Source organism: Halomonas litopenaei (assembly GCF_003045775.1).
In the GTDB taxonomy this organism is placed as follows: domain Bacteria; phylum Pseudomonadota; class Gammaproteobacteria; order Pseudomonadales; family Halomonadaceae; genus Halomonas; species Halomonas litopenaei.
In genome coordinates, this window is sequence record NZ_PXNS01000015.1 from 16,833 (window position 1) to 32,316 (window position 15,484).

14 protein-coding genes are annotated in these 15,484 nt (G+C 64.5%); 10 read left to right on the forward strand and 4 right to left on the reverse strand.

Annotated elements, in window-relative coordinates:
• The first annotated feature begins 18 nt into the window (after positions 1–18).
• Positions 19–2,400: a phenylalanine--tRNA ligase subunit beta gene (gene pheT / locus C6W88_RS18705; protein ID WP_108133570.1), complete on the forward strand. Its 2,382-nt coding sequence runs from the start codon at positions 19–21 to the stop codon at positions 2,398–2,400.
• Positions 2,401–2,457: 57 nt separating this feature from the next.
• Entirely contained in the window at positions 2,458–2,754 is a 297-nt protein-coding gene (gene ihfA, locus C6W88_RS18710; RefSeq protein WP_045991491.1) for an integration host factor subunit alpha, read from the forward strand.
• 276 nt (positions 2,755–3,030) lie between these two features.
• Here the strand turns inward: ihfA and C6W88_RS18715 are convergent, their stop codons facing one another.
• Together C6W88_RS18715 and C6W88_RS18720 are read right to left on the reverse strand one after the other, a co-directional pair.
• Positions 3,031–4,410, reverse strand: a complete 1,380-nt coding sequence (locus C6W88_RS18715) for a uracil-xanthine permease family protein (RefSeq protein WP_108133571.1) — start codon at positions 4,408–4,410, stop codon at positions 3,031–3,033.
• Positions 4,411–4,651: 241 nt separating this feature from the next.
• Positions 4,652–4,858, reverse strand: a complete 207-nt coding sequence (locus tag C6W88_RS18720; RefSeq protein WP_045991489.1) for a DUF2788 domain-containing protein — start codon at positions 4,856–4,858, stop codon at positions 4,652–4,654.
• A gap of 152 nt (positions 4,859–5,010) precedes the next feature.
• Between C6W88_RS18720 and C6W88_RS18725 the strand changes: the two genes are divergently transcribed.
• Entirely contained in the window at positions 5,011–5,475 is a 465-nt protein-coding gene (locus C6W88_RS18725; RefSeq protein WP_045991488.1) for a flavodoxin domain-containing protein, read from the forward strand.
• Positions 5,475–5,843, forward strand: coding sequence for a hypothetical protein (locus tag C6W88_RS18730; protein ID WP_045991487.1), 369 nt, complete (start codon positions 5,475–5,477; stop codon positions 5,841–5,843). The genes C6W88_RS18725 and C6W88_RS18730 overlap by 1 nt, the downstream gene beginning before the upstream one ends.
• A gap of 84 nt (positions 5,844–5,927) precedes the next feature.
• On the opposite strand, the gene ppnN is transcribed toward C6W88_RS18730, so the two are convergent.
• Together ppnN and C6W88_RS18740 are read right to left on the reverse strand one after the other, a co-directional pair.
• Positions 5,928–7,301 carry a nucleotide 5'-monophosphate nucleosidase PpnN gene (gene ppnN / locus C6W88_RS18735; protein ID WP_108133572.1) on the reverse strand — a complete coding sequence of 458 codons (1,374 nt, stop codon included), beginning with the start codon at positions 7,299–7,301 and terminating at the stop codon, positions 5,928–5,930.
• A gap of 26 nt (positions 7,302–7,327) precedes the next feature.
• On the reverse strand, positions 7,328–7,666 hold the full coding sequence (locus C6W88_RS18740; RefSeq protein ID WP_045991485.1) for a YfcL family protein: 339 nt from the start codon (positions 7,664–7,666) through the stop codon (positions 7,328–7,330).
• Between the two features lie 193 nt (positions 7,667–7,859).
• On the opposite strand from C6W88_RS18740, the gene C6W88_RS18745 reads away from it, so the two are divergent.
• The 6 genes from C6W88_RS18745 to C6W88_RS21700 all read left to right on the forward strand — a co-directional run bounded on the left by C6W88_RS18745 (position 7,860) and on the right by C6W88_RS21700 (position 15,463).
• Positions 7,860–8,777: a LysR family transcriptional regulator gene (locus C6W88_RS18745; RefSeq protein ID WP_045991484.1), complete on the forward strand. Its 918-nt coding sequence runs from the start codon at positions 7,860–7,862 to the stop codon at positions 8,775–8,777.
• A 221-nt stretch (positions 8,778–8,998) separates the two neighbouring features.
• Positions 8,999–10,327, forward strand: coding sequence for a purine-cytosine permease family protein (locus C6W88_RS18750; protein WP_181248682.1), 1,329 nt, complete (start codon positions 8,999–9,001; stop codon positions 10,325–10,327).
• A 223-nt stretch (positions 10,328–10,550) separates the two neighbouring features.
• The gene (capB, locus tag C6W88_RS18755) at positions 10,551–12,296 is read left to right on the forward strand and encodes a caprolactamase subunit beta (protein ID WP_108133634.1); all 1,746 of its coding nucleotides are present in this window, start codon (positions 10,551–10,553) and stop codon (positions 12,294–12,296) included.
• 9 nt (positions 12,297–12,305) lie between these two features.
• A complete protein-coding gene (capA, locus tag C6W88_RS18760) occupies positions 12,306–14,393 on the forward strand; it encodes a caprolactamase subunit alpha (protein ID WP_108133573.1) in 2,088 nt (695 codons plus the stop codon).
• 110 nt (positions 14,394–14,503) lie between these two features.
• Complete coding sequence (locus C6W88_RS18765; RefSeq protein WP_197037154.1) at positions 14,504–15,178, forward strand: cupin domain-containing protein; 675 nt, start codon at positions 14,504–14,506, stop codon at positions 15,176–15,178.
• A 12-nt stretch (positions 15,179–15,190) separates the two neighbouring features.
• Entirely contained in the window at positions 15,191–15,463 is a 273-nt protein-coding gene (locus tag C6W88_RS21700; protein WP_197037155.1) for a helix-turn-helix transcriptional regulator, read from the forward strand.
• The last annotated feature ends 21 nt before the right edge of the window (positions 15,464–15,484 follow it).

The window sequence follows — 15,484 nt, forward strand, 5'->3', positions numbered from 1 at the left end:
GGACGTCAAGGAGTCCTCATGAAAGTATCCGAACAGTGGCTGCGTGAGTGGGTATCTCCGCAGCTTTCCACCCAAGGGCTTGCCGACCAGATCACCATGGCGGGGCTCGAGGTGGACGCCGTCGAACCCGTGGCGGCGGCCTTCAGCGAGGTGGTAGTGGCCAAGGTGGTCGACAAGGCCCCGCACCCTGATGCCGACAAGCTCAACGTCTGTCAGGTCGACGACGGTAGCGGCGAGACCGTGCAGGTGGTGTGTGGCGCGCCAAATGTGGCCGCCGGTCAGCACATCCCCTTCGCCCGCGTGGGCGCGGTGTTGCCGGGTGACTTCAAGATCAAGAAGGCCAAGCTCAGGGGCGTCGAGTCCCGCGGCATGATCTGCTCCGCCTCGGAGCTGGGCCTGGAGGAGGGCACCTCCGAGGGGATCCTGGTGTTGCCCGAGGACGCTCCGGTGGGCACCGCCCTGCGCGACTACCTGGGCCTGGATGACCACACCATCGAGGTCGATCTGACGCCGAACCGCGGCGACTGTCTGAGCGTCCAGGGTCTGGCCCGCGAAGTCGGCGTGCTCAACCGTCTTGGCCTCAACGAGCCGCAGATCTCCGAGGTTGCGGCCAGTCATGACGAAACCTTCCCGGTCAGGGTCGAGGACGCAGAGCGCTGCCCGCGCTATATCGGCCGTCTGATCAAGGGCGTCGATATCAGCCGTCCCACGCCGATGTGGATGGTGGAGCGTCTGCGCCGCAGCGGCGTGCGCGCCATCGACCCGGCGGTGGACGTGACCAACTACGTGATGCTGGAACTGGGGCAGCCGCTGCATGCCTTCGATCGTGCCAACCTCGAGGGTGCCGTGATTGTGCGTCTGGCGCGCCAGGGCGAGGAACTTGTGCTGCTCGATGGCCAGACCGTCAGTCTCGACCCGAGCACCCTGATCATCGCCGACGAGAAGGGGCCGCTGGCCCTAGCCGGGGTGATGGGCGGCGAACACTCCGGTGTCAGCGAGGCCACCCGCGATATCTTCCTGGAAGGCGCCTTCTTCACCCCCTTGGCGGTGGCCGGGCAAGCGCGCTCCTACGGGCTTCACACCGATGCCTCGCATCGTTTTGAGCGCGGCGTCGATCCCGAGCTGACGCGCCGTGCCATCGAGCGCGCCACCGAGCTTCTGATCGCCATCTGCGGCGGCGAAGCCGGGCCGCTCAATGAGCAGGCATCCGACGCTCACCTGCCGGCTCAGCGTGAGGTGACCCTGCGCACCGAGCGGCTGGCCAAGGCGCTGTCCAAGCGCCTGGACGACGCCGAGGTCGGCGAGATCCTCGAGCGCCTGGGCATGGCAGTGGAAAGCATCGAGGCTGGCTTCCGGGTCAAGGTGCCGAGCTGGCGTTTCGACGTCACCATCGAGGAAGACCTGATCGAGGAAGTGGCGCGGATTCACGGCTATAACCGTCTGCCGGTGCGTCGCCCCGCCGTGCGTCTGGCGCTCAAGGCGGACCATGAGTCCAGGAGCCCGTTGTCGCGGCTGCGTCGTCAAATGACCGCACGTGGCTACCAGGAAGCGATCACCTACAGTTTCGTCGCCCCGGAGCTGCAGCGTGTGCTGCTGCCTGAAGCGGTGTCGCCGGTGCTGGCCAACCCGATTTCGGCGGATCTGTCGGTGATGCGGGCGAGCCTGTTCCCGGGCCTGGTCAGGGCGCTTGAGCACAATCTCAATCGCCAGCAGACCCGCGTGCGCCTGTTCGAGAGCGGCCTCGTTTTCCGCGGCGAGCTCGATGAACTGGAGCAGGTGCCGATGCTCGGCGCCATCGTCTGCGGCTCGCGCCTTCCCGAAGGCTGGGCCGGCGGTCGCGACAAGGTCGACTTCTTCGATCTCAAGGGTGACCTCGAGAGCCTGTTCGAAGTGACCGGCAGCGCCGACGCCTGGCGTTTCGAGCCGGGCGAGCACCCGTCACTGCATCCCGGGCAGTGCGCGCGCATCCTCCATCGCGGCGAGGAAGCCGGCTGGATCGGCACCCTGCACCCGGCGGTCAAGGCCAAGCTCGGTCTCAAGACCGACGCCGTGCTGTTCGAGGTGCGCCTCGACGCGCTCAGCCAGGGCAGCATCCCTGCCTTTGCGCCGCTGTCACGGTATCCCGAGGTGCGTCGCGACCTGGCCTTTGTGGTGGATGAGGACCAGCCGGTGCAGGCGCTGCTCGACCGCGTGCGTGCCGAAGCCGGTGAATGGCTCACCGAACTGGGGCTTTTCGACGTCTATCAGGGTAAAGGCGTAGCCGAAGGTCGTAAGAGTGTGGCCTTGGGCTTGACCTGGCAGCATCCTTCGCGCACGCTAAATGACGAAGAAATCAATCAGTTGGTCGATGCCATCGTGGCAACGGCTCGGCAGGGACTCGATGCCGAGCTGCGTGCCTGACGCTTTCCCCTGACGGGCGCGGACGGTTGGCGTGACCATCACCATGAGGATAAGAACATGGGAGCGTTGACCAAGGCAGAACTGGCCGAGCATCTGCATACCGAGCTCGGCCTGTCCAAGCGGGAGGCGAAGACCATGGTGGAAGCCTTCTTCGAGGAAATTCGCGCCTGTCTGCGGGAAAACGAGCAGGTCAAGCTGTCGGGATTCGGCAATTTCGACCTGCGCGACAAGCGTGAAAGGCCTGGGCGAAACCCCAAGACGGGAGAAGAGATTCCGATCTCGGCTCGGCGTGTGGTGACCTTCCGGCCCGGGCAGAAATTGAAAAGCCAGGTGGGGCATCCCGAGGAAGCCTAGAGGTGTGAAGCCTTGGCTTTGCCGGCCTCGTCCGATCGCCAAGCGTCGCTCCACGATGGTGTCGTCTTGCGACGTCTTGCGCCGTCTTGAAAGGTTCCGGCCCGTAAAGGCGTCACCCTGAAGAAGTGTCGTAACCGAAGGTCGTGACGGAAAGTGTCATCGTAAAAAGCGCCGCCCCAAGAGGGCGGCGCTTTTTTTGTGGCGGGGCTGGAGTGGAGCCTTGCAACAGAGCCTGTGCAGCCGTTGCTGATATCAGGGTCACCGGCACACCGGGCCTCAGCCTTCCTCGGTGCTCTGGCGATCGAGATTCGTCTGTCGGGCTTCTTCCTCCCTTTCCTGGGCCTCCTGGGCCAGTGTCTTGCGTGGCAACAGCAGGTTCAACAGGAAGGCGCTGATCGCGGCGATCACGATGGGTGCGCCCGTGACCACGTCCTTGACCGTTTCCGGGAACTGCTCGATCGCCGACGGCACCGAGGTGATGCCCAGGCTGAGGGCCAGCGACAGCCCGACGATGGTCATGTTGCGGGCGGTCATCTCGTCCTTGATCAGCAGCTGGATGCCGGTCACCGTGATCATCCCGAACACGGTGATGGTGGCGCCACCGATGACCGGATAGGGGATGGTCGTCATCAGCGCGCCGAACTTGGGGCTGAGGCCGGCCAGCAGCACGATGACACCCGCCAGCATGAAGACGCTTCGACTGATGACCTTGGTGATCGCCACGATGCCGACGTTCTGGCTGTAGGTGGAGGTCGGCAGGGCACCGAAGAAGGTGCTCAGGGTGGTCGTCAGGCCATTGCCGAGCAGGCCGCCGGTGAGTTCCTTTGTCGCCAGTTCCCGGTTCATCCCCGCCACGCTGGTCGCGGAGAGATCGCCAATCGTCTGGACCGAATTGATCACGCAGATCACCACCATGGAAATGATGGCCGCGGAGTGAAACTCCATCTCGAACGGCATTAGTTCCGGCACCGCCAGCCATGGGGCGTTGTTCACCGGGGAAAAGTCGATCATGCCCAGCGGTATGGCGACCAGATAGCCCACCAGCATGCCGATGATGATGGCCGACAGCTTAACCACGCCGCGCCCGAACTGGGACGCCACCAGAACGGTGACCAGCGTCAGAACGCCCAGGCCCCAGTTGACGAGGTCACCGAAGCCTTCGGCGTTGACGTTGCCACTGCCAGCCATGTAACGGATGGCGATGTCGTACAGCGACAGTCCGATCACCAGCACCACGGTGCCCGCCACCACCGGGGGAAAGAGGTGGCGGATGAACTGGATGAAGTAGCCCACCACCATCATGGTGATGCCACCGATCAATTGGGCGCCCAGGATGCCTTCGATGCCGTACTGGGCGCCGACGGCGATCAGCGTTGGCACATAGGCGAAGCCAACACCGAAGATGGCCGGCAGGCGGGCGCCGAACTTCCAGACGCCGTAGAGGTGGAAGAGGGTGCAGACGCCGGAGGCCAGCACCGCTACCTGAATCAGCTGGAGCTTTTCCGCCGGGGTGGCGCCGACCACGCCGGCGACGATAAGCGGCGGCGTGATGACACCGGCGATCATCGCCAGCACGTGTTGAAGCGAAATGGGCAGCGCCCGGGCTATGCCGGGCCGGCCGTGGAAGTCGAACAGCGTCGTGGGGGGTGTCTGCATGATCCTGGCCATTGTGGTTGTTGTCAGGGCGTCGGTAGTCACTGAATACACTATGCAACGTTAGTGTATCCAATGTAGGACGACAAACTGTATACAACAATGGTTCGATACCTGATATCGGCGGTACGAACAAAACGGCAGAATCGGTAAGACAACGACGCCATGGACAATGACGATGTCGACCTGGAGGCCGAGGCTCTGGTGGAAGAGTCGACGAGTGCAAATGTCGCCAGGAGCGCTGCTAGACCCCCTTGCCTTCCAGATACCAGGTAATGACGACCTTTGCCACGTAGCCCAGCATGCCGGCGCCAAGCACGATGAACAGCATCAGGGTGCCGAAGCGGCCAGCCTTCGACTGCTTCGCCAGGTCCCAGATGATAAAGCACATGAACAGGATCAGGCCGCCGATCATGATGGGGGTGATCCAGGCCTCGAAGGTCTCGCGCATGGGGCTCTCGCTTGTGTGGTGGCGGTGGGCGGGGGAGTGTGAACTGGCCTGCCATGGTATCCGGTCCAGACACGGCTTGCAGCGCCCGAGGGATGCGCAGGCGCCAGCCTACGTGCTAGAATCCGACCAAAATTCTCAGGTAATTCCATCACATGCCTACTCTCAAGATACTGGTTGGCACCATGTACGGTGGTGCTCTCGACGTAGCCGAACAGGTCAAGCCGTTATTCGAGGACGCGGGCTACGAGGTTTCGGTGCTCGAAAACCCGACCCTGGCCGACGTCACCGACGACGCACCCGATCTGGCGCTGTTCTGCGTGTCTACCACCGGCAGCGGCGACTTTCCGGGAAATTTCGTCAGCTTCGTGCGCGAGTTGCAGGACAAGAGCCCCGGCCTTGGGCAACTTCGCTATGGCCTGATCGCCCTGGGCGACAGCTCCTACGGAGAAACCTTCTGCGGCGCCGGGCGCCGCCTGGACCAGCTGCTCGAGGAACAGGGCGCAACACGCCTCGACGACCGGCTCGAGATCGACGCCATGGAGACCTTCATGGCCGATGACGAGGCGCTGCCCTGGGTCGAGGGCTGGATTGCCCGTCAGAACCTGAAGGTGGCCTGATGGCCAGGGCGATCGCGAGCCCAGCTCGCCTGAGCCTGATGGTCGGCCTGATGCTGGTGCTGGCGCTGACCCTGCCGCGCTACCAGATGGCCGGTCTCGATACCCGCGAGACGCTGGGCTATATCGTGCTCGGTGTACTGGCCCTGGCCAGCCTGTTTCAGTGGCGGTTGCTCGATGGCGCGGGACGCTCGCGCTTTCTACGCATGCTGTTCACCCTGCTGGGCTGCATGGTCGTAGGCCTGGTGGTAATGGCGATCTACAGCACCCTGGTCGATGGCATGGCGCTTGGCCTGGCGGTGCTTTCCCAAGGCGCGACCGCAGGACTGTTGCTGCACGCCGTGGTGCTGGTGTTCTCGAAGCGGGATTGATTGAAGGTCTCAATGCACATCGCCCCGAGCCTTGCGGCTCGGGGCGATGTGTTTTTATGGTGCTGCGGGTACGGATGAGGCCGATCAGGCGACAGCGCCGCCCAGGGTATAGCAGGGGACATAGTCACCCGCGAGTTTCATGCGACCCTGGGCGACGAAGGACGTCAGCAGGGCGTCGAGCTTCTCCATCAGGTCGGCCTCGGCGTGCAGACGGAAGGGGCCGTGGGCCTCGATGGCGCGAATGCCCTGTTCCTTGACGTTGCCGGCGACGATGCCGGAAAAGGCGCGGCGCAGATTGGCGGCCAGTTCGTGCTTGGGCAGTTCACGGCTCAGCGCCAGCGACGCCATGGCTTCGTGGGTCGGCACGAAGGGCTCCTGGAAGTTACGCGCGATGGTCAGGCGCCAGTTGTAGTAGAAGGCGTCCTGGCGGGCGCGCCGATACTCGGTGACCTTGTCGATGTTGGCGCGCATGGTGCGGGCCACCTCGGTCGGGTCATCGATGATGATCTGATAGAGCTCGCGCACCGATTCGCCGAGGGTGTAGACCAGGAATTCGTCGATTCGCTGGAAGTACTCGGCGGCGCTGGCGGGGCCGGTGAACACCACCGGGAACTCCATGTCGGCGTTGTCCGGGTGCAGCAGGATGCCGAGCAGGTAGAGGATTTCCTCGGCGGTACCGACCCCGCCGGGGAAGACAATGATGCCGTGGCCCAGGCGCACGAAGGCTTCCAGGCGCTTCTCGATGTCCGGCATCACCACCAGTTCGTTGACGATGGGATTCGGCGCCTCGGCGGCGATGATGCCGGGCTCTGACACCCCCAGGTAACGGCCAGGGTAGCGGCGCTGCTTGGCGTGGGCGACGTTGGCGCCCTTCATCGGTCCCTTCATGGCGCCAGGGCCGCAGCCGGTGCAGATGTCGAGATCGCGAAGCCCCAGGTGGTAGCCCACGTCCTTGGTGTACTCGTACTCCTCGCGGGAGATCGAGTGGCCACCCCAGCACACCACCAGGCTCGGATCCCGGCTAGGCTTGAGCGTGCCGGCCTTGCGCAGGATGTGGAACACCGCGTTGGTGGTGCCCTCGCCGGTGGCCAGGTCGAAGCGCGACTGGTTCTGGATCTCGTTGTAGACGTAGACGATGTCGCGCAGCACGCTGGAGATATGTTCGCGGATGCCGCGAATCATGCGGCCGTCGACGAAGGCCTCGGCGGGGGCATCGGTCAGCTTCAGACGTACCCCGCGGTCCTGCTGCAAAAGCTCGATATCGAAGTTGGGGTAGGTCTCCAGCAGGGCCAGGCCGTCATCCATGGGGTTGCCGGAATTGAGCACCGCCAGCGTACAGCGACGCAGCATCTCGTGCAGGCCGGTCTGGGAGCTGTCGCGCAGACGATTGACCTCGTGCTGGGACAGAATCTCGAGGCTGCCCTCGGGGGAGATCGTGGTGGAAATGGTCTCGGGCATACAAGGCTTCCTTGTCTGGGCGGGTGTCAGGGCGCAGGGGCCTTGGCACACGCCTGATTGAAGAGGGCGCGCACGGCGCTCTGATCCGCGTCGCTCATGCCGTCCTGGGCAAAGGCGCCGTCCAGCCATTCATGGAAGACGGCGTCGAAATCGTCACTGGTGACTTCGCTCGGGTCGTAGTCCAGCTGGTCCACCACCAGGGGGATCTGGGGAATCAGATAGCCCAGCGGAAACAGCTCCTCGGCGCTGGCGTCACGCTCCATGTCGATCAGGGCATCATGGATGGCGTCGGCACGGGCGGCGATGGGGTCATGCATGGTGGTGAACTCTTGGTCGGAGGTGGTGTGAAATGAACGCTCGATCATGGCTCGATGCTACCACGGCCGGGCGTCAGGGCGCACCGCTGCGGGCTTCGTGCTGAAGTGGTAGACTATGCCGACCCAAGGAAAGGGCCTCGGTCACTGCGTGGGCATTTCCTCAATTGGCCTTGGTTTGCAGCAGCCGTGACCTGGCTTGTCGCTGGCCTGCAAACCGGACGGATCACCCTGGCGTCACTCCATGTTCAATGCCCTGTACTTCCGCACCTTCATCACCCTGGTAGAGACCGGCAGCTTCACCCGTACCGCCCAGCGTCTCGAGATGACCCAGCCGGGGGTGAGCCAGCACGTGCGCAAGCTCGAGCGTTATCTGGACAAGACCCTGCTGGAGCGCCAGGGGCGCCGCTTCCGGCTGACCGAGGCCGGTCGCCGAGCTTACGACTACGCGGTAAAGCTGTTTTCCGAGCATGAACAGTTTCGTCACTCTCTGGACGACGAGAGTCTCGACAGTGGCGAGTGTCGGCTGGCGTCACCCGGCAGCATCGGGCTCATGCTCTATCCGTTTATCCTGGGCCAGCAGCAGCGGCATCCAGGGCTGACCGTATCCTATTGCTTCGCCTTCCATCAGGAGATCCTGGCCGACGTGCTGGCCGGTCGGCACGATCTCGGCATCGTCACCGAAGTCACCCGTCACCCGGATCTCGAGTGTGAGGCGTGGCACGACGAACCCTTGAGCCTGGTAGTGCCGGCGGACTTTACCGGCACCAGCCTCAATGACCTGCTGGGGCTCGGCTTCATCAGCTATACCGATGGTCTGGACAAGGCCGGTAGCCTGCTGCGAGCCAATTTTCCCGACGACTTCAGCTCCATGAGCCATTTCCCGCGTCAGGGCTTCACCAACGAGGTGGGCATGGTGCTCGACGCCGTGGCCCGTGGCCTCGGCTTCAGCGTGGTCTCGCGCCTGGTGCTCGAGACCTCGCCCTGGCAACGTCAGGTGCGCGAGATGACCCTGACCCACCCCATGGACGAGACGCTCTATCTCGTCAGTCGACGGGGGGCGCGGGTCCCCAGTCGCTACCACCACCTGCTCGAGGCCTTTCGCGAGCAGCGCCATCTGGAGCGCTTCGGCCACCCCGAGGGTCGCCAGGCCGAGGGCTGAGGCGTCAGTCCTTCCTCCTTGTATCAACCGCCAGTTTTCCGTCAGTGCCCTGGGACGCAAGCGCCGGGGCGCTGAGCGCCAAGCCTTTTCTCTTGTGACCTTTCAGTCTGGCAGTGCCGTGATCCGCGCTGGGCAAGTTGCCCGCCGACGCCCGACAGGCGTCTGACGTGCGCTGTCGTGCTGCGTCAGGACCCGGCCGACAACAACAAGAGGAAATCACCATGGCTAGTCCCCCCATCACTGAACACCGCGCAAGCGAGGCGCAGGAAGACGCTGACCGCATGTCCCGCTCAAGCCTGATGATGGCCTGGTGGGCTGTGCTCAGCGCCATCTTCTATCTGGTCGTGGCGGCGGCCATGGCCAGAAGCTATGGCACCGCCAATGCGCTGATCGGGATCGTCATGAGCATCCTGGTCTACAGCGCCATCAACGCGGTACTGAGCCGTTTCGCCCAGCGCACCGGTCTCACCGTTGCCGAGTTTTCCCGTACGCTTTTCGGTCGCCTGGGAGCCCTGGTGGCGACCCTGATCTTCTTTGCCACGGCGCTGTACTACGCCGTCTTCGAAGGCTACGTGATGGCCCTGGCGCTGAGCCACCAGAGTGGCTGGCCGATGGCGCTGACCACCCTGGTCGTGGTGATCGTCGGCATCGCCCTGATCGGCGCCGGCGTCCAGCGCTTCCTGGACCGTTTCAACGCCTGGCTGTTACCGGTCTATCTGCTGGGCATGCTGGCGGCAGTATGGCTGGCCATCGATGGATACGGCTATCCCGAGGGCTGGCTGACCCGGGTGCCTGAAGGTGGCGCCCCGGCCTTCGGCTGGTGGCACACCTTCACCTACTACATGGGCATCTGGGTGTTGATGATGTTCACCTTCGACTACGCCCGTTTTGGCAAGGACCGCGATCGTCGCTTCCACGCTCGCATCACCTTCGGCCTGCCGTTCTACGCGCTGGCCTTCGGCTTCAGCGCCGTGGTGGGCATCCTGCTGGACGCCACCCTGCCCACCGCAGGGCTCTCCGAGGCGGCCATCGTCATGGGCCTGCTGGAGCTGATGGGGCTGGCGGGTCTTGTGCTGGTGTGGGTGACCCAGAGCCGCATCAATACCGCCAACTACTTCCTCGCTACCTCCAACCTCGCCAGCCTGCTGGGACAATGGCGCCCTGGAAAGGCGTGCTATGGACTGGCCATGGCACTGGTGGCGGCTCTGGCCTGGGCGCTGATGTCGGCCGACGTCTTCGGCTATCTGCTTACCGCCTTGGCCTATCAAGGCATCTTTGTGGTCGCCTGGGTCGGGGTCGCGCTGAGTCATATCCTGTCCCGCGCCGCTCGTGAAACTGCACCTGCGAGTGTCGAGGAAGACGAGCCGGTCTACCGGTTGGCGGGGCTCGGTGCCTGGGCCGGCGCCTGCCTGGTCGGGGTGGTGCTGATGCACCAGCCGACCCTCACCAGCTTCTCGGCACCGGCCACCTTCCTGCTGGCCTTCACCCTGTCACGCCTGCTGCCAGGCGGTTCCATCGACGTCGCTGGATTGTCGCCGTCCCGGGATTGACCTGCACAAGGGCCCCCGGTGCCTAGGCGACGAAGGTCCGCGCTCGGAGTTTCCCTCCGCAGGTGCGGACCTTGTGCATTTGCCGCCAGCCCACCCTCCAGTGCACTCAGCGTCAACTCCTGCCTCCTTCAACGCCAATCCCTGCATGGCTGTCGGCGAGAAGATGACGGTGAGGAGCGGCGCACCGCTTCGACTCCAACAACCACAAGAGCGCGGAGTGACCATGACAACTGTGGATCCCATTACCCTGGCGGTCGTCCGGGGAGCGCTGGAGACGGCGCAGCGCGAGATGACCCTGACGCTGGAAAAGACCGGACGATCCAGCGTCTTCAATCTGGCCCATGACTATTCCAATGCCCTGTTCGATGCCGTACCCGAAATGATCCTGCAGGGCCAGGACATCCCGATACATCTGGGTTCCCTGATTCCTGCCATGAAGGCGGTGGCCGGCTTCTACGGCGAGGACATCGCGCCCGGGGACGTCGTCTACCACAACGACCCGGCCTACAAGGGCAGTCATATCATCGACTGCTGCATGTACAAGCCGGTGTTCTTCGAGGGCGAACTGGTGTTCTGGACGGTGTGCAAGGGCCACCTGACGGATATCGGTGGCCCGGTCCCGGCGGGCTACAACCCCGACGCCAAGGAGATCTACGCCGAGGGCCTGAGGATTCCCCCGGTCAAGCTGTGGGAGAAGGGGCGCCGTCGCGAAGACGTGATCAACCTGCTGTTGACCAACATGCGTGCCCGCGAGCATCAGGAAGGCGACCTCAACGCCCAGTACGGTGCCTGCGGCGTCGGCGAGCGTCACCTGCTACGCCTGCTCGAGCGCTACGGTGTCGATACCGTCAAGGCGGCGATCGCCGAACTCAAGGCGATGGCGGACCGCCAGATGCGCAGTTTGATCGCCGAGGTGGCCGACGGCGAGTACAGCGGCACCGCCGTGCTGGAGGATTCCGGCCATGGGCTTGGCGATCTCGAGATCACCGCCCATGTGAAGATTGAGGGTGACGAAGTGGCCATTCGTATCGATAGCCCCCCTCAGGTGCCTTATTTCATCAACTCCTATGAGGGCAACTCGATGTCCGGTGTGCTGCTGGGGCTGATGATGTTCGCCCAGCTACCGCCACCCTACAACGAGGGGCTCTATCGTTGCCTGAGCGTCGATATGGGCCCGCCCGGGACCCTGTGCAACGCCAGCGAGCCGGCACCCCACGCCAACTGCACCACCACGCCCATGGAGACCTTGACCGATGCGGTACGCCTGGCCTTCGAGCAGGCGGCGCCCGAGCGGGTCAGCGCGTCCTGGGGACACGCCAGCGGCATCAATATCGCCGGTTTCGACCCACGTCATGGCAACGAGCAGTACGTGACCATGGTGCTGGCGTCGATCATCTCCGGCGCCGGTGCCACCCGGACCATGGACGGCTGGCACTCACGGGGTCCGCTGTGTTGCTTCGGTGCGCTGATGTCCGGTGACATCGAACTGCTCGAGACCTCCTATCCGATCCTGATCCATCGCTACGGTCTGGTGACCGACAGCTGTGGCGCGGGAGAGCGGCGCGGCGGGTCCGGGACCTGGCTGGAAATCGAGCCGCTGGACCACGCCATGACGGCGGTAGCCTTCGGCGAGGGACGACAGTACGCCACTGCTGGCGCAGGCGGTGCGCGCAATGCCCTGGTCGAGCCCAAGCTCGGGCGGCTGGTGCATCGCCACCGAGACGGCAGCGAGACGGTCTATGACCGCAATGCGCTGTTGACCATCGAACCCGGCGAGCGGGTCATCAACGTCAATCCTGGTGGCGGTGGCTTCGGCGACCCCTGGACACGACCGCCGCAGGAGGTTGCCGGCGACGTCCGTGATGGTCTGGTGTCCCGTGTGGGCGCCCGCCAGGACTACGGGGTAGTGGTCGATGACCAGCTGCACCTGGATGAGTCCGCCACCCGTCAACTGCGCCAGACACGCTAGGAGATTCCCATGACCGCAATCTATCGACTCGGCATCGACGCCGGCGGCACCTTTACCGATTTCATCCTGGCAGAGCGGGGCAAGGGCGTCAGCCTGTTCAAGAGCCCCTCAACCCCTGAGGACGGCACCCAGGCGATCCGCGCGGGGCTTGCCCAGATCGCCGATGCGCTGGGACGCCCCGCCAGTGAGGTGGTGGCCAATGCCGATCTCTGCATCAACGGCACCACGGTGGCGCTCAACGCCCTGATCGAGCGTCAGGGCGCCAAGGTTGGCCTGCTGTGCACCGAGGGCCATGAAGACAGCCTGGAAATCCGCCTCGGCCACAAGGAAGACGGCTATCGCTATGATCCGGAGTATCCCCCGGCGCATATGCTGGTGCCGCGCTATCTTCGCCGGCCGATCGGCGGCCGCATGCTGGCCGACGGCAGCGAGCGTCAGCCGCTGGACGAGGAGGCGATTCGTGACGCCGTGGCGCTGTTCAAGCGTGAAGGGGTGGACGCGGTGGCGATCTCGTTTATGTGGTCGGTGGCCAACACAGACCACGAGCAGCGCGCCCTGGCCATCGTGCGAGAGCTGATGCCCGACACCTTCGTCTGCTGCGGCAGTGAGGTCTATCCCCAGGTGCGCGAGTACACCCGTACCTCGACCACCGTGGTCAACGCCTATCTGAGCCCGGTGATGCAGCGCTATGTCTCGCGCATCGACGCCCTGTTCGAGGAACTGGGGGCTCGCCAGCCGGTACAGTATTTCCAGTCCAACGGCGGACTGGCGCTGGGCAAGGTGATGCGCGAGAAGGCCGTGGCGGCGATCAACTCGGGCCCGGCCTCGGCGCCCCAGGCCGGGCTGTACATGGCCGGGCCGCTGGGTGTCGACAACGTCATCACCGTGGACATGGGCGGCACCTCCTTCGACATCACCCTGACCCGGGGTGGCCAGACCAACTACAGCAAGGATGTGGACTTCCTGCGCCAGCGCATCGGGGTGCCGATGATCCAGGTCGAGACCCTGGGGGCCGGCGGTGGCTCCATCGCCCACCTCAACGAGCAGGGCATGCTGCAGGTGGGGCCGCGCAGCGCCGGCGCCTCGCCGGGGCCGGTGTGCTACGGCAAGGGCGGGCGCGAACCCACCGTCACCGACGCCAATCTGGTGCTTGGGTACCTCGATCCCGAAGCGGTGCTCGGCGGTACCGTGCGCCTCGACCGCGAGGCGGCGGTGGCGGCGATCCACGAAAGGATCGCCGAGCCGCTGGGCATCAGCGTCGAGCGTGCGGCCTTCGGCATCTGCACCCTGGTCAACCTGAACATGGTCAATGGCATTCGCCGGGTATCGGTGGAGCAGGGTTATGATCCCCGTGACTTCACCCTGATCGGCGCCGGTGGCGCAGCCGGCATGCATCTGGTGCGCCTGGCCGAGGAGATCGGCGTGCGCCAGGTGCTGGTACCCAAGGTGGCCTCAGGACTCTGCGCCTTCGGCCAGATCATTTCCAATGTTCAGCATGAGCGGCTGACCTCCCTGGTGCTGCCGTTGGATGACGACCCGGAGCACCGCGTGCGGGTCAACCGGCGCCTTGCCGAGTTGCGCGATGAAGGCGTGGCCGAGCTCAAGCGGGACGGTTTCGAGGATAACGCCATTGCCTGCCGTTATCGCTTCGAGATCCGCTATCGCGGCCAGATCCACGAGTGTACGGTCGAGAGCGAGCGCGGAGAGTTCGATGAGGCCGGCTGGTGCGAGCTGCGCGACGCCTTCCACGCTCGCCATGAGGCGGTCTATTCCTACTGCGAGCCGGACAGCGAGGTGGAGCTGGTCAACCTGGAGTGCTCGGTGATCGGTGAGGTGGAACCGCCGACCATGCCGACCCTGGAGGCCCGAGGGGGGGAGCTCGAGGCGGCGCTGCTGGGTCGCCGTGATATGCTGTTCGACGGTGAAGGCAAACCCGTGCCCACGCCGGTCTACGACGGCGAGGCACTGGACCCCCGGCATGAGGTGACAGGGCCAGCGGTCATCCAGGAGGCCACCACCAATATCGTGCTGCCACCCGGCTGGAAGGCGACCCTGTCGAGCACTGCAAGCTATGTGCTCAGCCCGATCGACGGCTGAGGCGACGGTTTCCCGGGATCGGCAGGATCGATCTCGGGTTCTGCGCCACGAGACAGCCACACCAGACCGCAACAACAATAACGAGAGGCACGAGTGCCGAGGAGGTTGGCATGAGTGACATGGTCACGACACAGGATACCAGGGCGCGCTGGTCGCGCTGGATCTCCGATACCTACTTTCCCCTGAGCCTGAGCTACCGCGACGAAAACGCGCCGTTTCGCGGCGATCTCAAGGTGTGGAAGACCGACGATCAGGACTTCTCGCTGTCACGCCTGACTTCCGACGGGCTAGTGTATTCCCGCGACCAGGCGCAGATCGCCGCCGATCCCGAGAGTTCTTTCCTGGTGACCATCCCCCAACGTGCCGAGGTGTTCTTCGAGCAGGGCGGACGTTCGCTGCGTTGCGAGCCGGGGCAGTTTCTGGTCGAGCGGGGGGATCTTCCCTATCGCTTCGGCTACGAGCAGGCCAATGCCATGTGGGTGTTCAAGGTGCCGGATGCATCGATGAAGCATCGGGTGCGCGGTGTCGAGCGCTACGCTCAGCACTGCTTCGAGGCGAACACTGGCATGGGGCGGGCCTTCGTCGAGTTTCTGGCGATCTGTGCCAGTCGCTTCGATGAGTGCTCCCGCGATGAGCGTCAGCGCCTGTTCGAGCAGGCGCTATCGATGCTGTCGCTGGTGCTGGAGAAGGATGACCGGGTGTTGGTCAGCGACCAGTCCCAGTTGAAAAGCGCCCACCTGATGCGGATCGAGCGATTTATCTCTGCCCGCCTTGGCGACCCGTAACTGGGGCCGTCAATGGTGGCGGAGGGATGTGGCATTTCGCTGCGCTATCTGCACAAGTTGCTGTCCGAGACCGGCCACTCGGTCAACGACTGGATTCGCATGCAGCGGCTCGAGGCCGCGCGTCGGGACCTGTGCGATCTGGCGGAAGGGGTGAGCATCGGTGAGATCGCCTACCGCTGGGGGTTCAGCGACCAGGCGCAGTTCTGCCGTGCCTTTCGACGCCGTTTCGACTGCTCGGCCAGCGAGATGCGACATCGTCATCGGGATGGCCAGGGGGCCGGCTGAAGCCCGCCTTCGACAAGCTCC